This is a genomic window from Butyricimonas sp. BSD2780061689_150309_C8, assembly GCF_015560935.1.
In the GTDB taxonomy this organism is placed as follows: Bacteria; Bacteroidota; Bacteroidia; order Bacteroidales; family Marinifilaceae; genus Butyricimonas; species Butyricimonas paravirosa.
On sequence record NZ_JADMSV010000004.1, the window covers coordinates 178,170 to 197,249 of the forward strand.

At 41.1% G+C, this 19,080-nt stretch carries 12 protein-coding genes; 11 read left to right on the forward strand and 1 reads right to left on the reverse strand.

The features are described 5' to 3' along the window. Window positions 1-16: 16 nt before the first annotated feature. The 9 genes from I2I33_RS06310 (at window position 17) to I2I33_RS06350 (ending at window position 13,739) form a co-directional block, all read left to right on the forward strand. Complete coding sequence (locus tag I2I33_RS06310) at window positions 17-1,495, forward strand: RagB/SusD family nutrient uptake outer membrane protein (protein ID WP_087420985.1); 1,479 nt, start codon at window positions 17-19, stop codon at window positions 1,493-1,495. 11 nt (window positions 1,496-1,506) lie between these two features. Continuing rightward, complete coding sequence (locus tag I2I33_RS06315; RefSeq protein WP_140402582.1) at window positions 1,507-2,199, forward strand: DUF4843 domain-containing protein; 693 nt, start codon at window positions 1,507-1,509, stop codon at window positions 2,197-2,199. A gap of 30 nt (window positions 2,200-2,229) precedes the next feature. Next, complete coding sequence (locus tag I2I33_RS06320) at window positions 2,230-3,651, forward strand: hypothetical protein (RefSeq protein ID WP_087420987.1); 1,422 nt, start codon at window positions 2,230-2,232, stop codon at window positions 3,649-3,651. Between the two features lie 76 nt (window positions 3,652-3,727). Further along, on the forward strand, window positions 3,728-4,657 hold the full coding sequence (locus I2I33_RS06325) for an ABC transporter ATP-binding protein (protein ID WP_087420988.1): 930 nt from the start codon (window positions 3,728-3,730) through the stop codon (window positions 4,655-4,657). Between the two features lie 14 nt (window positions 4,658-4,671). Next, on the forward strand, window positions 4,672-6,972 hold the full coding sequence (locus tag I2I33_RS06330) for a Gldg family protein (protein ID WP_087420989.1): 2,301 nt from the start codon (window positions 4,672-4,674) through the stop codon (window positions 6,970-6,972). Window positions 6,973-7,184: 212 nt separating this feature from the next. Further along, window positions 7,185-9,863, forward strand: coding sequence for a TonB-dependent receptor (locus I2I33_RS06335; RefSeq protein WP_087420990.1), 2,679 nt, complete (start codon window positions 7,185-7,187; stop codon window positions 9,861-9,863). A gap of 131 nt (window positions 9,864-9,994) precedes the next feature. Next, on the forward strand, window positions 9,995-11,101 hold the full coding sequence (locus tag I2I33_RS06340) for an OmpA family protein (protein ID WP_162613765.1): 1,107 nt from the start codon (window positions 9,995-9,997) through the stop codon (window positions 11,099-11,101). A 208-nt stretch (window positions 11,102-11,309) separates the two neighbouring features. Further along, entirely contained in the window at window positions 11,310-12,665 is a 1,356-nt protein-coding gene (locus I2I33_RS06345) for a TIGR00341 family protein (protein WP_195666762.1), read from the forward strand. A 114-nt stretch (window positions 12,666-12,779) separates the two neighbouring features. Next, a complete protein-coding gene (locus I2I33_RS06350) occupies window positions 12,780-13,739 on the forward strand; it encodes a FimB/Mfa2 family fimbrial subunit (protein WP_195666763.1) in 960 nt (319 codons plus the stop codon). A gap of 34 nt (window positions 13,740-13,773) precedes the next feature. On the opposite strand, the gene I2I33_RS06355 is transcribed toward I2I33_RS06350, so the two are convergent. Beyond that, window positions 13,774-14,334, reverse strand: a complete 561-nt coding sequence (locus tag I2I33_RS06355) for a sigma-70 family RNA polymerase sigma factor (RefSeq protein WP_195666764.1) — start codon at window positions 14,332-14,334, stop codon at window positions 13,774-13,776. A gap of 152 nt (window positions 14,335-14,486) precedes the next feature. Here I2I33_RS06355 and I2I33_RS06360 point away from each other — a divergent pair, with 152 nt between their 5' ends. Together I2I33_RS06360 and I2I33_RS06365 are read left to right on the forward strand one after the other, a co-directional pair. Further along, the gene (locus I2I33_RS06360; protein WP_087420994.1) at window positions 14,487-15,644 is read left to right on the forward strand and encodes a FecR domain-containing protein; all 1,158 of its coding nucleotides are present in this window, start codon (window positions 14,487-14,489) and stop codon (window positions 15,642-15,644) included. Between the two features lie 95 nt (window positions 15,645-15,739). Continuing rightward, on the forward strand, window positions 15,740-19,072 hold the full coding sequence (locus tag I2I33_RS06365; RefSeq protein ID WP_195666765.1) for a SusC/RagA family TonB-linked outer membrane protein: 3,333 nt from the start codon (window positions 15,740-15,742) through the stop codon (window positions 19,070-19,072). Window positions 19,073-19,080 lie beyond the last annotated feature (8 nt).

Below are 19,080 nucleotides of genomic sequence, written 5' to 3' on the forward strand. Positions count from 1 at the left end.
CATTAAAACGAATAACATGAAAAATAGAATATGTATATGGATGGCGATACTGATATTGCTTTCTTTGGGTAGCTGCAATAGTTTTTTGGATATCAAGCCGGAAGGAGAATTAGTGCAAGATGAACAATTTAAAGATGTACAAGGGTATCGGGATGCAATGTATGGGATTTATGCATCTATGGCACAGGGGGAGTTGTACGGGATGATGATGAATTGGGGGTTAGTGGATGTTCTTGGACAACAGTTCGGGGATGAATACGGGTTATTTGCAGATGCAAGTGAAGGATGGGCTGCAAGTAAATATGCTTATATTAAGTATGCTTCGGTTTATAATTATAAAGATCAGCGGATGGAAGAGCAAATTGAATCTGTCTGGACGAAGTTGTATGAATGTATTTCTTATGTGAATAATGTGATTGTCAATATAGATAAGGAAGATTTGAATAAAGATCCTGATCTGAAATTGATCAAGGGAGAGGCGTATGCGGTGAGAGCGTTTTTACATTTTGAGGTAATGCGGTTGTTTTGTGATAATTACCGGACGAATCCGAATGCGGGTGGAATTCCTTATGCTTATGCCTTTGATTTAAGCAATAAAAAGGTATATACGTTGGCCCAGTGTTATGATAATGTGTTGGCGGATCTGGATGAGGCCACCTGTAATTTGGCTGCAGATGGTGATATTTACAATACGGAGATATTAGATGCATATCATAAAAAACGTTATTCACATTGTAATCTATATGCGACGTGGGCAATTAAAGCTCGGGTATTTTATACCAAAGGGGATTTAGATAGTGCGGCTTATTATGCAGAGAAGGTAATTACTTCTCCGGAAGTGGGATTAACGGAACGACAGAATTTTGATCGTGTTAAACGTTATGGCACGCACACGGAGTTGCTTTGGGGGGTATTTACTAATAAGATGTATGCGGATTATAAAGAATTGTTCTTGAATAGTGCGGTAACTTTGAACGCGTCGCAACGGACAGATATAAAAGCTGTGTACGAGGTTTCTCGATTTACTGCAGATAGCAAGGATTTGCGATATACAAGTTTTTTCCAAGATAAAGGGTATGAAGGACATTTGTTTGTTCGATTCTTAAACCCAACAGAAGCTGCCAGTAATAAACCGACCTTATATTTTAACGGGACTTGCTTGATACGTTTACCAGAAATGTATTATATTTTGGCTGAAGCTACTTATTTGAAAAACAGAGATAAAGCTCTTGGGTATTTAAATGCGGTTCGAGGTAGTAGGGGCTTGGCTGATATTGAAGTTTCACTAGTGGATACTCAAGATAAATTTTTAAAAGAGATGACGAGGGAACGCATGCGAGAATTTTATGGTGAAGGACAGATGTTTAGTTTTTACAAATGTAATAATTTAGGTTTCAGGGATTTTCAAGATAAAGTGGATGTGGTTCCATCTAAGGATATTTTTGTTCTTCCGTGGCCTAAATCCGAGCAAGAATATGGAGTTACTAACCAATAAGTGTGAAGAAAATGAGAAAGTTATATACATTGTTAATTGTGTTTGCTACCTGTCTGTTTGCAGGGTGTGAGGAAAATGGAGAAAGCGGGTATTACGAGGATATGGATCGAATTTATTTTGTAAAGGATAGTATTATCTGTCGTTTGGGGGAGATGCAGATGGGTGTGGAAACTTACACGGTACAGGTTCCTCTGAAAGTGTTAGGGGAGCCTTGGGATGAGAATAGAATGTTTAAAGTGAGTGTTAACCAGGAGTTAACCACGGCTCCGGAAAATATCTATACTTCATTGCCCACGGAATTTGTAGTTATGAAGGATTCTGTGAATGCGTATATTCCGATCGAATTATTGAGAGATAGAATAGATCCCATGGTTGATACTGTGTACCAGATTGTGTTGGACCTAGAGGTAAATGATACGTTTGGGCTAGGGGTACAGGAAAAATTGCAAAGTAAGGTTGTATTTAGTAATTATTTGCAGGAACCTGAATGGTGGTATGCCTTGGAGTTTGTGTATTGGGGAGCTTACCAACCGGAAAAGTATCAGAAAATGATGGAGTATTGGGGAGGACCGATCAGTTTTGAAGAATATAGCCGCCGTATGGTTCAGGTAATTCTGTGTGGAAAGAAAATGTATGATTATTTTAAGTTACATCCAGAATTTGGTATGGAATTTCCCGAATCAACACCGTGGCCTTACGAATAGTAGATTTTTAATGGATAAAAAACAGAATAGATGAAACAATTGATATCAATCCTTATCGTGCTGTTTTCGTTGGTCGGTTGTTTAGACGATCAGACGAAAATGGGTGAAAATGCCATTTCCTATTTATCGTTTAAGATGGAATTGGATACCTTGTATTATGCAGAAAGAAACGTTGAATTCATGATTGAAGCTCCTGAAATGAAACAGGAAAATCAGGATAAGGCTTTATCGTATGAATGGCAGATTAATTACGAGGTTGTTTCTACAGAGCGAGTTTTGAAATATGCATATGATAGTTGTGGACTTTTTCCTTGTCGGTTAAAAGTTTATAATGAAGATGGGGCTATTTTCAAGGAATTTAAATTACGAGTGCCTAATCCTTATGACGAGGGACTTTTACTTTTGAGTAAATGGAATGGACATTCAATGATTTCTTTCCGTAATGATAATTGGCCGGAAAGAGGGTTTGAAAAAGACGTGTATGCGTTGAATAATCCTGGAATACCTTTGGGAACCAATCCGGTTGCCGTGGCTTGTTCTCCAACGGAATATTATACCCCTTATATTTATATCGTGACAGAGAATCCTTTTTGTTTTTTTAAACTGGATTATTATACAATGCAGGTGCTGGAAGAAGTATCTTATCCGGAGGTGGGGGTGGATCGAATGTACGAAAAAGATCATTACTTGTATATTATGACCGATGGAAAAACATTAGACTATGATTGTAATAATGCCTATTTCCGAAATAATCTTCAACAAGGACTAACCGGAAAATATGGAAGTTACCCGGATGCGGAGCTGTCCGATAAAGCTGTTGTTTATGGAGAAAGATGGAATAGGTACTTGTTGGTATTTGATATGAAAAATCAGTTGTTGTTTAGTGCAAGCGATATCGAACCTCATCAGATTAAGATTCAAGATGAAGTGGTTGAAGTGGATAAAATATATGATATGCTTCTTGGGGTGAGTGAGGAGGATGTACTTGTTCTGTTGGAGAATAAGAACGGACAAAATCAAATAGTGTATCTGAATATATCCGAGCAATATGTTGATTGGTCAAAAGTTACAGTTTTTGAATTCAAATCGGTTTATCCGGCAGCGACAGAAATTAATGATCAAAGTGTGTTTGCATCAAGTACGAAAGAAAATATTTTGTACTACTCTGTCGGGAATGAAATTTACCGTTATAATTATTTGTCTGAGGGGAATTTCCCGACAAAATCGGATTATACAGTGGGAGTTTCCGGTAGTTTGATTAAAAAGCTTATACTGAATGATGATAAATCTGAATTGTATGTGGCAGTAGATCTTCCGAACGGGGAGTATCGGGGAGCTGTTTATTGTTATGATATCGAGACAAAAGAGTTGAAATGGAAAGAAGAGGGGGTAGCCGGGGAGATCGTGGAAATGTTGTATAAACCTAGAAATCGTAACTATAACGAAGACTGATTATTAGAGTCTAATTATTGAAAGGATGTTGACGAATAGGCCTATTCGTCTGGTAAACTATTATATAAATCACAGTATGGAACAACCAATTTTAAAGGTGGAAAACCTGTCGCACCGCTATAGTGTACAGTGGGCGATACGAGATATTAATTTTGAAATTACTCAAAATGGTGTGTATGGTTTACTCGGCTCCAATGGAGCCGGTAAATCTACCACTATGAATATTATTTGTGGTGTGTTGAAGCAAACCGAGGGTAACGTGTCTATCAAGGGGGTGGATATGCGGGAGAATCCCGTAGAGGCAAAACGGCATATCGGATTTTTACCTCAAAAGCCTCCTTTACACACGGATCTGACGGTAGAGGAATACTTGACCTATAGTGCCCGTTTGCGTCAGATTTCCCGGGCAGAGGAAGGAAAAGCTGTTGAAGAGGTGTTGGATCGTTGTGGTATTTCTCATTTCAAAAAAAGATTAATTCATAATTTGTCAGGAGGTTATCAACAACGGGTTGGTATTGCTCAGGCAATTATTCATCGTCCGGATTTCGTGGTTTTGGACGAACCGACGAATGGTTTGGATCCGAATCAGATTTTAGAGATTCGTCATTTGATAAAATCGATAGCCGAGGAATGTACGGTGGTTTTATCCACTCATATTCTCTCGGAAGTGCAGGCAACGTGTAGTCATATTCGGATGATCGGACAGGGAACACTTGTTTTTTCCGGGACCGTGGACGAGTTTGATAATTATATTTTACCGAACACTGTGTTTACAACATTAGTAGCGGCTCCGCCAGTGGAGGAATTGAAACAATTACCCGGTGTCGTGGGAGTTGATGAGTTGGGGGGACCGAATTATAGGTTGCGCTTCTCTGATTCACCTCAAGAGATGATTGAGCGGGTGGTACAGACGAGCGTGGTGAAAGATTGGCGGCTGACGGAGGTTCGGCTGGAGAAGAGTTCTTTGGATGATATATTTGCCGAGTTGTCTAAAATTAAGAAATAATAAAATAGGGTAATATGAGAAATATATATGATATAGCACGTGCGGAGCTACAATCTTTGTTTTATTCTCCCATAGCGTGGTTAATATTGATTATTTTTACGTTTCAGAGTGCCGGAGCTTTTGGGGGACATCTGGCTGGTTTGATTATGGGTAAAGAGTTGGGATATCCTTTATCCGATTTAACATTTAAGCTTTTCGTGGATCAATGGAGTGGTGGTATATTCCCGGTGATACAGGGGTACTTGTATTTGTATATCCCTTTGTTGACGATGGGAGTGATGAGCCGGGAGTTAAGTAGCGGCTCGATTAAATTATTGTATTCTTCTCCCGTGACCAACAGGCAGATTATTCTGGGTAAGTATCTGTCGATGATGATATACGGGTTAGCCATGATGTTTGTGTTGTTGGTATATGTGATTATTGCTTGGTGTTCGATCAAGGATTTTGATTACCCAATGGTGTTTACCGGGTTATTGGGATTGTATTTGCTGCTTTGCGTGTATGCTGCGGTGGGGTTGTTCATGTCTAGCTTGACTTCGTATCAAGTTGTTGCAGCCATGTTGACACTGACTATATTGGGTGTGTTGAATTACGTTGGGGGAATGTGGCAGGATGTGGAGTTCGTGCGGGAAATTACCTATTGGCTTTCTATTTCCGGACGGGCAACAGAGTTTATCCGGGGATTGATTTGCAGTGAAGATTTATTGTATTTCATCATCGTGACCGTGATGTTCCTAACTTTGGCAACGATTCGTTTACAGGCAGCTCGTCAGAAACAGCGTTGGACAAAGACATCCGGACAGTATTTAGGCGTCGTGTTGGTTATCGTGGTTTTGGGGTATTTTACATCTCGTCCTTCTCTGATGACCTATTATGATGCAACTTCGACGAAAAGAAACACGTTGACGGAACAGAGTCAAGAGGTGATCTCGCAATTGAAAGGTGGATTAACGATCACGACTTACGTGAATTTGTTGGATGATAATAACGTGTATTGGGGTGTGCCTAGTGCGTATAAATCAGATCAACAGAATTTCCGTCATTACACTCGTTTCAAGCCGGAGATTGAGATGAAGTATGTTTATTATTACGATACCCTCCTAGGGGTAGAGCCGAGTCGGTATACCCAGGCAAAATCATTGAAAGAACGGGCGCATGAGGCGATGACTATTTATGGGCTGGATTCGACAAAGGTTTTGACCCCGGAACAGATCCGGGCAAAGATTGATTTGATGAAAGAGGATAATTGGTTCGTGCGGGTGTTGGAACGGGAAAGTGGGGAAAAGACGTTCTTGCGGATCTTCCGGGGACTGGACCGGATGCCTCGGGAAGCGGAAATCACGGCAGCAATGAAACGACTGGCCATGACGTTACCGACTGTGGGTGTGGTAACAGGACATGGAGAAAGGAATATCCACCAGACGGGAGATCGTAATTACACCTCGTTCGGAGAGGATAGGCATTTCCGTTATGCTTTGATGAACCAAGGGTTTGACGTGAAAGAAATTTCTTTGGATAACGAGATCCCGGAGGATATTAATATTTTGTTGTTGGCTGAAATGCGTAGCCCGTTTACCCTGGAACAACGAGTGAATTGGGAGAAGTATGTTGCTCGTGGGGGAAACCTGATTATATTGAGTGAGCCGAATCGGGGAGAAGTGATGGGACCTGTGTTGGCTGATTTTGGGGTACAAGTAGTACCGGGCATATTGGTTCGACCGACGAAGGATTTTACCCCGGAATTGATCCAAACATTGCCGACCCGGGAGGCTTGCGAACAAGTGTATTATTTTGAGGCAATACGTGATCAAGGGTATTGCGTGACGATGCCTTCAACTTCTGCTTTGACTTACGAGGAAAATAAAGGTTTTAACGTGACTCCGTTGTTCGAGACGGATTCGCTGGTATGGAATGAATTGCAGACTACTGATTTCGTGGATGATACCGTGACGTTGGATGTTGCGAGTGGAGAGGTGCGGCAGAAATACGTGACTTCTGTCGCCTTAACCCGTTCGGTTGGTGAACGTGAACAACGGATTATGATCTTCGGGGATGCCGATTGTATCAGTAATGGCGAATTGAGCATGGGGCGTGCCGGGGTCCGGTCTGCTAATTACACGTTGATCATGGGCGGTTTCTACTGGCTGTCGGATGGTGAGGTTCCGATTGATACCCGTAGACCGGCAACTTTAGATAATGATTACAAAGTTGGAGGTTCTTTGGTGCGGTTCTGGGATATATTCCTGTCTTGGATTTTACCCTGTTCGATGCTGCTTGCAGCAGTCTTTATTTTGTTGAGGCGCAGGGGAAGATGATGGTGTGAGATTACTAGAGTGATCGAATTGATCGTGTGCTTTGAAATGACCGGGATATGTTGTTCCGGTCATTTGTTTTGCGTAGAATATAAAAAATTCTAATAAATGATTAGGTGTGTTGTAAATAAATACTTACTTTCGCAACGGGATCGACACTAAATAGACTAAAAGATGCCTGTTGTGTCTTGTTGTGTTTCATAAAGTAATGTATTATGGGTAGTATGTTGTTAAAAGTGATTTGTGGGACTATGTTCCTGTTAGGTATGTCGTGGAATGTTATGGCAAAAGAGGTGATTAAGGGTAGAGTCGTTGATTCTCAGTCAAAAGAAGTGTTGATCGGGGCTACCGTGAGCGTGGAGGGAACGAGTGTTGGGTGTGCTACAGATGCGGAAGGATATTTTGAATTGGAGGTGGAAGAATCGGGAACCGTGATATTGGTGTTCCGGTGTGTAGGTTATTCGGAAGTGAAAAAAAGTGTTGTTGTGGATGATAAAAAGGTTGATCTGGGGACCGTGGGGATGTTGCCGATGTATATTAATTTGTCGGATGTGGTGGTGCGTGGTTCTTTAGCCGTGGATCGGAAGACTCCGGTAGCCTTGTCGGTGGTGACGGCGAAAGAGATCGAGGAGAAACTTTCAACACAGGAATTCCCGGAGATATTGAAATCTTTGCCGAGTGTTTATGCCACGAAAGAGGGGGGAGCGTTTGGAGATGGACGGATTAATTTGCGGGGATTCGAGACGGAGAATATAGCCGTGATGGTGAACGGGGTTCCCGTGAACGAGATGGAATGGGGTGGAATCTATTGGTCTAACTGGGCAGGTTTGTCGGATGTGACCCGTTTTATTCAGGTACAACGGGGATTAGGGGCATCAAAGATTGCCGTGCCGTCTGTTGGCGGTTCCATCAATATCGTGACGAATACGACAAATGCAGAGGCCGGAGGCTCTATTTCATATGGGGTGGGAAATGACGGTTATAATAAGGTGGCTTTTAGCTTCTCTACCGGTTTGTTAAAAAATGGATGGGCCATGTCTATTTTGGGGGCAAGAACTTGGGGTGACGGGTATATACAAGGAACGGATTTCGTGGGGTATTCTTATTTTATTAATATTTCCAAGAAATTGGGAGAGAATCATGAATTGTCCTTGACTGCTCTTGGCGCTCCACAATGGCATAATCAACGTAATCGGAATGATAAGATGCTGATCAAGGCTTGGGAAAAATTGGGTGATACGAAGTATAACCCGTCCTATGGTTTTGCGGATTGGAATGGAGAGAAGGTGCGGAAGGTTTCGGCATATAATAAATATCACAAGCCTCAAATTTCATTGAATCACCTTTGGGAGATCAATGAAAAGTCAAGTTTGTCCAGTGTACTTTACTTGTCTTTAGGACGAGGGGGCGGATATGGAGGACGTTCTAATAAGGCTCATAAATATGATTGGTACGGAACTTCCAAGGGGGAGCCAACAACGGGCGATTTCAGGGCGACAGACGGGACGTTTAATTATACGGCTGTTTATAATTTAAATTCGGCAAGCGTGATCGGTTCGGAGATGATTATGGCTATGAGCCGGAACGAGCATAATTGGTATGGCTTGATTTCTACCTACACGACCAAACTGGGACAATATTTTGATGTGTACGGGGGTGTCGATTTGCGTTATTACAAGGGGAAACATTATAACGAGATTGTAGATTTGTACGGGGGAAGGTATTTTATTGACGATAGTCGGATGAATGTAAAATACAAGGCGGACGATTATACGTGGCAAAATAAGGAATTGAAGAAAGGGGATATTGTTTACCGGGATTATGACGGTTACATGGTGCAGGAAGGTTTTTTCGCGCAAGGGGAATATAACCGGGATGCTTTGAGTGTGTTCGTTTCCGGGTCTCTTTCTAATATAACTTATTGGCGGAAAGATCGTTTTTATTATTCGAAAGATGAGGCGAAATCGGATAAGGAGAGTTTCTTGGGAGGTACGGTGAAAGCCGGAGCTAATTATAACTTGACAGATCAGCATAACGTGTTTGCCAATATCGGGTATTTCTCCCGGGCTCCTTACATGCAAGGCGGAGTATTTTTGCAGCAGGATGTGAGTAACGAGACGAACCCGGATGCCGTGAACGAGAAGGTGTTTACTTTTGAGTTGGGGTACGGTTTTCGTTCATCTTGGTTGGATGCCAACGTGAATTTGTATCGTACTTCGTGGATGGATAAGACAATGGCTAATTTCTTTGAGAAGAACGGGGAACGGGTACGGGTGAATCTGACCGGACTGGATGCGTTACATCAAGGGATTGAGGTTGATTTCGTGTTACGTCCGTTGAAAGATCTGAAGGTTACCGGGATGTTTTCCATTGGAGACTGGCATTGGGATGGGGATGGCAAAGGATATGCTTATAATTCATTAGGAGAACCTGTTGATAAAAATGGAGACCCGGTGAGTCAGGTCGGGGGAGAGAATCATGCTCAGAATACAGTAAAGATGAAGGATGTGCGGGTGGGTAATTCCGCGCAGACAACTTTTGCATTGGGAGGAAGTTATCAGTTTTTGAAAGGGGCGCATGTGGGAGTGGATTATTCTCATTTCGCTCGGAATTATGCAAAATTTACCCCTTCCTTGGGGTATGATCTGGGAGCTGAAAAGGCATTTGAATCTCCTTGGAGGATGCCGGCATATGGTGTTTTGGATGCTAATATCAACTATCGTTTCCCGTTGAGTAAGGTGTTTGGCGTGATGGTTTCCGCAAACGTGAATAATCTTTTGGATAAAGAGTATATCGCTGACGCGGAGGATGGTGCCGGGCATGATAAAGATACAGCCAAGGTTTTCTATGGTTTCGGACGTACTTTTTCCGTGAACTTGAAGATCACGTTCTAAGATTATTGGAAATAAAGATGTAGTTATTTTGTGTATAATAAAATACAGTAATTATTTTTTTTATACATTTGCGGCGTTTTTCTCCAAATTTATTTGAGAAAGGTTGCAATATAAACTTTAACTATTTCAAAATGAAAAAAATCGTATTTTTAGTACTATTGGTAGTATTACACATTTCTACGTTTGCGCAGAATAATCAGGAAAAGAAACTACCGGGTTATAAAACATCATTTGAAACCAACAAATTTTGGGATAATTGGTTTATTTCATTGAATTTAGGGGCTCAAACCCTCTATGCTGAGGGGTCTACTGATGCAAAGTTCGGTGATCGATTAACCTTTATGCCGGCCTTGTCTGTTGGTAAATGGTTTACGCCTTGGTGGGGATTGAGAGTTCAAGGTTTGGGAGGTGCTTTACATGGTTTTCAAAATGATGGGAAAATGATGTTGCACAAACATTATGGAGCTGTTCATGGAGACTTTATGTTTGGTTTGTTAAACTTCTTTGGTCGTTACAATGAGAATCGTTGCTTTGATTTGGTACCTTTTGCAGGAATAGGTGGTGCTTTTATCGGTAGTGATCAATCTTTTACTATTAATGCTGGTATTCAAGCTCGTTTCCGGTTATCTCAACGTTTTGATTTGAATTTGGAATATGGTGGGATAATTTTGGATGATGATCTCGTGACCAGAGGCGGATTCCCTAATGACGGGATTAGTAATCTGAGTGTTGGAGTTACTTTCAGATTTAAGAATCGTTCGTTTAAAAAGGCTGTTAGCCAGAAACAGTATGCAGACCTTCAGAATTTAGCAAAAGCACAAGACGCACGAATCAAAGAATTGATTAGCCGTACCCCGGATACCGTTGTTAAAGTGGTAAAACAAGAGGTGCCAACAACTGAAACGAACGTGGTATTTAAGGCTTTACCGACAACGATAAACTTCGCTTTCAACAGTTACAAAATTGATCCTACTCAGGAGGTTGGAGTTTATAACTTGGTTCAATTTATGAAAGAGAACCCCGAGGTGCGTGTTCGTTTGACAGGTTTTGCCGATAAACGAGGAACTGAGAAGGCAAATATGATTATTTCTGAAAAGCGAGTAAATGCAGTTGCAGATATGTTTATTAGTAAATATGGAATAAATAAAGACCGTATTGTGAAAGATCATAAAGGAGTTAGTTCTCGTTATGACAAGGATGATTGGAATCGTTGCGTTCTTGTTGAGATTATAAAATAACAGTTCATTATGATATAAGAACGATTTTGTTCTTGCATGAAGTCGCCCCCAAGAAACTTGATAATAAGCTCTTGGGGGCGTTTCATTTATTGTTAGTTCTTTTATATATGGGAAAAAATGGAAGAATATGTAATAGATTTTATACTTTTGCGAAGATTTAAAGAATATGAGCTATTTTGAGCTTTTTGTAGATGTATAGATTTAAAGAATGATGATATTATTACAGCGTTTTCGGGTGTATTTGCGTCAAATCTTGGACCCGTCAGATGAACAGGAGCGGGAAGAAGATACGGTGGAGGCTATCCGTAAGGGAATCGTGTTCCGGGGGACAAATTTGTGGGTATTGATTTTTGCCACGTTTATCGCGTCTTTGGGATTGAACACGAATTCGACGGCCGTGATTATCGGAGCCATGTTAATTTCTCCGCTGATGGGGCCGATTATGGGGATCGGTCTGGGAGTTGGAATCAATGATTTTGAACTGATCAAGAAGGCTTTCCGTAATTTGCTGATCGCAACTATATTCAGCGTGTTAACGTCTACGTTATATTTTTTGTTATCGCCTTTGAACGAAGCTCGTTCGGAATTGCTAGCACGGACAACCCCCACGATCTATGACGTGTTGATCGCTTTTTTTGGTGGGATGGCGGGAATCGTGGCGTCCTCGACGAAGTTGAAAGGAAACGTGATTCCGGGAGTGGCCATTGCTACCGCCTTGATGCCGCCGTTATGTACGGCCGGGTTCGGGTTGGCAAGCGGCAATCTGAGTTATTTTTTCGGGGCATTCTATTTGTTCACGATCAATTCGGTATTTATCGCGGTTGCCACGACTTTAGGGGTACGGTTGATGCATTTCTCGAAAAAGAAATTCATGGATAAGGAACGGGAAAAGAAGGTACACCGTATCGTGTACTCAATCATTTTCCTGACGATGGTTCCGAGTGTGTATATCACCTACAATATGGTGAAGACGAATATCTTCGAGACGAATGCCAGTCGATTTATCAAAAATGAATTTAATTTTCCGAATACGTTGGTGGTGGATCGTTACGTGAAAACAGAGAATCCGGAACGTCGGATTGAAGTATCATTGATTGGTAAGGAAATATCAGAGGAAGTGATCGTGTCGTTGAAAGAAAAGATGTTGCATTACGGGTTGCATGATATTCCTCTGGTGATTCATCAGGGATTCGGAAAAGAGGATACCGAGATGCAAAATGACGTTAGTAATATGTTGTTACAGGATTACTACATGCAGAATAAACAGCGGATTGCCTCGCAAGAGAAAGAAATTTTCGTGTTGCGTGAGAGGTTGAACTCTTACCTGTTATATGATACGATCGGGCATCAGGTTACTCCCGAGGTGAAGATTCTTTATCCTTCCGTGAAAAGTCTTGCTATATCCAGGGTGATTCGTAATCAAGTGGATTCTTTACGTGCTGATACATTACATATTGCTATCGTGGCGTTCGGACAACAATTATCTGATTCGGAGGAAGAGCAGTTCTCGGCTTGGTTGGCAGCCCGGATCGGGGTGAAGAATTTGAAGTTGATAAAAGAGTAAGTGATGGTGAGGTATTTTAGACTAAGTGAGATTTGTTGATTTCATAAACTTTTACCTGTTTTATTTCGTATATAGACCGTATTTTGGTTGATAATCGAATTAAAATAAGGTACTATGAAGAAATTAATGATTGTAATGCTTGGTCTTCTGACTTTAGTTTCGGCATGTTCAGACAATGATGATGAGGGATCTTATGGGGTAACGTCTGGATTAATTACTCCTAAAATAAGAGCCCGGGTAACCGATCCGCTTAATCAGAATCCTTTCACGGGGATTCTTGAAGTATATCCGTGTAAGGATGAAACCTCTATTTACTATGGTAACTACATAAATGGAAAGCTCACGGTATTTAATGGTTATTACGTCATATCAGAGGGGGACGTGTATGGGGACAATAACCGAGAACTTCACCTGCCTATCGGCGAGTATAATATGGTGTATTGGGGGACACCCAAATACGATGAGCCAATTTATAATTCTCCGGCAATTACTCACCCGGGGTTAACGAATGGAGCTGATCTGGCAAAACTCTATTTTAGCTTGCGACCCAATACTGACGGGACTTATATGCCCGTGTATGATTTGGTCCATGCGATAAAACCGGCACGTATTGGAACGGAGGATTTGACAGCTTCTCTTACACGGGTTACCGCCGGTTTGAAGGTAATACTGAAACAAGAGGATAATAGTGCGTTCAGTTCCAGCATAACAAGCGTGAACGTTCATATTGGAAATATTGCCGAGAAGATGAATTTTTACACGGCCGAGGCGGAGAACATGACGAAAACCGTGAAATTCGAATTGTCCCGTTCTGAGGATGCCACCATCATGAGTAATCTTACCGTGATGTTGTTTCCTTCCGCCCCGAATCCTTTGTTGGAGTTGTTTATCACCTTGGCGGATGGTTCCGTGCATACTCTTTCTAAATCATTGACTTCCACGTTATCTCCCAATACGCGGCTCACGTTGAATATTGTTGTCGGTAAAATATTACCCGGTGGTGATCCCGGAAATTTTACGATTGAGAGTTGGAACGAGGAAAGCGAGACGATCGAATTCCCGGTTGTCGACTAATCAATGGGTGAGCGGGATATATATAACAAAAGAATTATAGCGTAACGGAGAGGAAACAGATGAGGCCTTTTAATTTTTCTTTTAATATTTGTTTCCCCCGTTTCTTGTAGCTTTTCACGGAATCGAGTGATAAGTTGAGAACTCGAGCGATTTCCTCGTTGGATTTTCCTTTTAAACTAAGTTCATATATTGTTTGTATCTGGTCGGGAAGTTCGTTTATGGCTTTATGCATGAGAAAATAGACCTCTTCTTCGATGATTGCGTCCAGAAAATAATCTTCATCTTGCTGGAGTGTACTTGCTTGTAAGTAATTTTGTTTTGCGTTTTCGTGTTCAATGTAATTGAAACAACGGTTTTTGATAGAGAGATAGAGAAAAGATTTGAGTTTGTTGAGACTGGTAAAATCTCGTTTGTTACTGTATAAATCTAGAATGACATCGTGGACAATGTCTTCTGCAACATCAATGTCTTTCACGTATTTAAAAGCGAAGTGTGCGAATATCTGGTAGTATTCTTTAAAAAAGATCTTGTATGCAGCTTCGTCACCCTCGATAAGTTGTTTTACCCAAATATTATGATTTCCCGAGTCTGTCATTTTATTCTGGTCTTCTTTGAGTGAACAAAGATAGGATATATTTCATGCAGTACAAGTGCAAGAATTAATATTATAATGTTCAATTTTTTTTATTGTTTCTTTGACACTTTTAGAATGACATCCTGTTATATATTCAAAATGATGGTAGAATTATGAAGAATGTTTATCGGATAGCGAAATTGATTCAGGCTTATGTCTCGGGAAAGGTTTCCACGGAAGAACGTGAAGAAGTGGAGCATTGGATAGAGGAAAGTGATCGGCATCGGGAATTATTCCGAACTTTCGAGAGTGAGGAATTTGTAAATATACAGCGTGTAGAACATGAATGGTTTGACGAAGAGCGGGGATTTCGTCGGTTTATACTGGCAAAACGAACGATTGATAAGCGGCGTGTGTTTCGTCGAGTGGCCACGATTGCGGCAACCTTTGTCTTGTTGATCGGAGTCTGTCTGGGAAGATGGGTTATTCTTCAGGAAAAAGAGAGTGTGCCTTTAGTAAAATTAGAGAAAAATTCCATCGTACCTGGAGAACGTAAAGCTGTTTTAGTTTTGAGTGATGGAGAACATGTAGATTTAAGAGATACAATGCAAGTGGAAATTGTAGAGCGAGAAACCCGGATTTTCGTTGCTGGCGATAGTACCCGGCTTGTCGTTAAAGATAGTCCGATCGACCCTTCCCTGCACACCGTCTTCACGCCAGTTGGGGGAGAGTACAAGTTGACCTTGTCCGATGGAACTCGGGTATGGTTGAATGCTTCCAGTCGCATCCAGTTTCCTGCTGTATTCAGGAGTGATCGACGAGAAGTGCGGGTGGAAGGTGAGGTATATTTTGAGGTATCAAAAGATTCAGCACGTCCTTTTCTGGTACGAACGGGGGATGTGGTTGTGAAGGTGTTGGGGACATCGTTTAATGTACGAGCCTATCCAGGGGAAGAATACAAAACCACCTTGGTTGAGGGAAGTGTTGCTGTAGGATATTTGGGAGAGACGATGAAGATAAGGCCGGGACAACAATGGGTACTGGAAAAAGATGGCCCTAAAGTTCACGAGGTGAAAATAAAATCGATTGTGAGTTGGAAAAACGGAGATTTCGCTTTTGAAGATCAAGTACTGCCAGAGGTGTTTAACGAATTGGAGCGTTGGTATGATATTGATGTATTTATGAGTAATGATGCGATTCGAAACATGAAGTTTACGGGAATATTTCCAAGGTATGAAAATATAAATGATGTACTTCATATTATTGAATTGGCAACGTGTGTGAAATGTAGTATTTCAGGTAAAACGATAGTGGTTTCAATGGATAAATAAAACAAGGAAGTACGCCTAATACTTCCTTGCCGTTCAATTTAATAACGTCTCACAGTTGGGTGAGGCAATTATAAATGTAAAAACATAACAAAGTTATGAAAAAGTATGAACATTTTGGTGTAAGATGGAAATCTTATACGAAACAAAGTATTTTTTACTGTTGTTTGTTCTTGTGGCTGTGGCTGATTCCTGTGAAAGGGTACAGTCAAGATGTCCGTTTGACGTTGAAAATGAATAACGTGACACTTTTACAAGTGTTTGACGAGCTTACCAGGCAAACTGGTTACGAGTTTGTTTATAGCAGTACGATTTTGGAAAAAGTCGGGAAAGTGTCTGTTAATGTGAGTAATGGATCTTTGGAGAACGTGTTGGATTTGTGTCTGGCGAAAACCGATCTGGGATACAAGGTCGAGGATAAACACGTTATTATTTCTCCAAAATTGAAAAAGGAAGTACCCAAGAAAACTGTGACTTATTCCGGGATTGTGAAGGATAAGGTGGGAAATTCTTTACCGGGGGTAACAATTATTCTAGAAGGAACGACAGTCGGGGTGACGACAGATATTAATGGGAAATTCTCTATTTCAGTACCCGAAGCTCCTGACACGAGGCTGGTGTTTTCTTTCGTTGGAATGAAAAAGAAAGTTGTGACAGTGAAGGATCGTAAACCTTTAAACGTGGTGATGGAGGAAGAGGTTACTTCCATGGATGAGGTCGTGGTAACTGGTATATTTAACAAGCCGAAGGAAAGTTTCACGGGGGCTGCAGTAAAAGTTACTCGGGAAGAATTGAAGGCTGCCGGGAATCGGAATATATTGAAATCATTGTCTAATATTGATCCCTCTTTCCAGATTGTTGAAAACAATGCTTTTGGTTCGGACCCGAATAAGTTACCCGAGATTCGTTTGCGTGGTGTTTCCACAATACCGAGCGTGAGTGATTTACAGACGGATATGAGGGCGGAGTTATGTACCCCCTTGTTTATCCTGGATGGTTTTGAGATCACGTTGGAACGGGTGATGGACTTGAATAATGATGAGATCGAGTCAATTACGATTTTAAAAGATGCAAGTGCCACCGCGATTTACGGGTCGCGGGGAGCTAATGGGGTTGTAGTGATAAAAAGTGTCCAGCCGGAGCAAGGGAAATTAAAGATTTCTTATAATGGTAATTTGAACTTGGAGATACCAAGTCTAAGCAGTTATAACTTGATGGATGCTGCCGGGAAGTTACAGTTGGAATGGGATGCCGGGTTGTATGAGAATAGTGTGGCGACAGAAGATCTGAAGTTGAAGAATTCATATGCAAAAAAGCTTGAGAGAGTACTGGCAGGTGTCGATACGGATTGGAAGTCCATTCCCGTGCAAGTGGGAGTTGGCCAGAATCATTATTTGGGAGTTAGTGGAGGTGATGCTCTTTTCAGGTATAGTATGGGGTTGTCTTATAATAATGTTGTCGGTGCAATGAAGGGATCTAAACGTAACACGTTGAATGGTTCTGTGACGTTGTCTTATCTAGGAGAAAAATTCCAATTGAATAATTCGATGTCGTTTAATATTAATAATTCATCAGAGAGTCAGTATGGGACCTATTCTAGTTATGTGAAGATGAATCCTTATTGGGAGCCTTATGATAAAGAAGGGTATGTGGTGAGACAGTTTGAAACAGAAAGTACCGCTTTGTTTACGAGTCCTGTAGACAATCCATTGTGGGATGCTTTTTCTGGTAGTTTCTCAAAATCAAAATATAACGGGATAACGAATAACTTGGCGATAACTTACAAGCCGATAACTTCTTTGCAGGCAACGGCTAATGTTAGTTTCAACAAGACCTTTTCGGCTTCTGATAATTACCAGTCGTCTAAACATTCCAACCAGATTTGGAAAGAGGATATTTTAGAGCGAGGACAACGGGATTATAATAGTACTGAGAGTTCCAGTTGGTCAATAGGTGGTACTGTGAATTATTTTAAACAATGGGATAAGCATATTCTTTCTGCCGGATTTAACATGGAATTTCGGGAGAGTGTCACAACAAGTCGTTCTATGTCAGTTGAAGGTTTTCTGAATGACGAGATGAATAGTTTGGGAAATGGACATAAATATTATGGAGCTCGTCCATCGAGTAGTGACTCTAAATCTAGGGCTGTTGGTTTTACGGGGACAATAAATTATAATTACGATAATCGTTATTTCTTTGATGCGTCTTATCGTATCGATGGGGCCTCCTCTTTTGGTTCTGATTCTCGTTTCGCTCCATTTTGGTCGTTGGGAGCCGGATGGACTGTAAGTAACGAGGTGTGGATGAGAGAATATGTACCTTTTATAAATTATATGCGATTAAAATATTCGTTTGGCTGTTCTGGTTCAATGGCTTTTTCCCCGTGGCAATCTCAAGGAACTTATACCTTTGGTAATGGAAACGTGTATCATGGTTCAATTGCGGCTACGATCAGGGGATTGGAAAATCCTGATTTGAAATGGCAAAATACGTATCAACATAATGTCGGGGTTGATTTCGGTTTCTGGGAAAGCAAAATTTCAATCACGGCGAATTACTATCGTAAATTAACGGATAATTCAATCACGGATATGGCGTTACCGTTGAGTAATGGTTTTGAAAGTTACACGGGAAATTCCGGAGAGATTCTGAATACAGGCTTTGATTTGAATGTTTCTTTCTATATGGTTCGGAATGAAGATAAACAGGTGTTCTGGAATATGACGTTCGGAACTTCTTATAATAAGAATAAATTGTTAAAACTTTCCGAGGCCGTAAAAGAGCAGATGAACGAGTTGAGAAGTCGACAATCCTCAGGAATGTATTATGTCTACGAGGAGGGGAACAGTGTCGACGCTATTTACGCTGTTCCAACTGTAGGTGTAGATCCAAGTACGGGGCAGTTGGTTTATCTGTATAAGGACGGGACACAAAGTTACAAGTACGATGTTTCACAGCGTGTGGTTTGTGGAGATCGTATGCCGAAACTGGATGGACGTTTAAATACTTCTTTCTCTTGGCGAGGGTTCTCCGTGTATGCGGGTTTCACGATTCGTACGGGAGGACAACAGTATAATCAAACTTATGCAAATAAAATTGAGAACGTGAATTTAGCTTTTAACGTGGACCGTCGGGTGAGCAGTGAGCGTTGGATGAATCCGGGGGATGAGGCGATTTTTTCAGGGTTGGATTACAAGAATTATTATATGACGGATCGTTACATACAGGATGAAAGTACTTTTGAGTGTAACAATATAAGCGTGACTTATGATTTCCGTCAAAAATGGGTTCAACAGGCAGGTTTTTCCCGTTTAGCATTGACTGCAAGTATCGGTAATGTTTTCCATTGGTCGACAATAAAGCAAGAGAGAGGAACCAGTTATCCTTTTGCGATTCAACCCTCATTCGGAATTTCATGTTCATTTTAATAAGAATT

Bases quoted from the DNA above. Each gene is read 5' to 3' on its own strand.
- I2I33_RS06310 (WP_087420985.1), top strand. From the start codon at position 17: ATGAAAAATAGAATATGTATATGGATGGCGATACTGATATTGCTTTCT.
- I2I33_RS06315 (WP_140402582.1), top strand. From the start codon at position 1,507: ATGAGAAAGTTATATACATTGTTAATTGTGTTTGCTACCTGTCTGTTT.
- I2I33_RS06320 (WP_087420987.1), top strand. From the start codon at position 2,230: ATGAAACAATTGATATCAATCCTTATCGTGCTGTTTTCGTTGGTCGGT.
- I2I33_RS06325 (WP_087420988.1), top strand. From the start codon at position 3,728: ATGGAACAACCAATTTTAAAGGTGGAAAACCTGTCGCACCGCTATAGT.
- I2I33_RS06330 (WP_087420989.1), top strand. From the start codon at position 4,672: ATGAGAAATATATATGATATAGCACGTGCGGAGCTACAATCTTTGTTT.
- I2I33_RS06335 (WP_087420990.1), top strand. From the start codon at position 7,185: ATGGGTAGTATGTTGTTAAAAGTGATTTGTGGGACTATGTTCCTGTTA.
- I2I33_RS06340 (WP_162613765.1), top strand. From the start codon at position 9,995: ATGAAAAAAATCGTATTTTTAGTACTATTGGTAGTATTACACATTTCT.
- I2I33_RS06345 (WP_195666762.1), top strand. From the start codon at position 11,310: ATGATGATATTATTACAGCGTTTTCGGGTGTATTTGCGTCAAATCTTG.
- I2I33_RS06350 (WP_195666763.1), top strand. From the start codon at position 12,780: ATGAAGAAATTAATGATTGTAATGCTTGGTCTTCTGACTTTAGTTTCG.
- I2I33_RS06355 (WP_195666764.1), bottom strand. From the start codon at position 14,334: ATGACAGACTCGGGAAATCATAATATTTGGGTAAAACAACTTATCGAG.
- I2I33_RS06360 (WP_087420994.1), top strand. From the start codon at position 14,487: ATGAAGAATGTTTATCGGATAGCGAAATTGATTCAGGCTTATGTCTCG.
- I2I33_RS06365 (WP_195666765.1), top strand. From the start codon at position 15,740: ATGAAAAAGTATGAACATTTTGGTGTAAGATGGAAATCTTATACGAAA.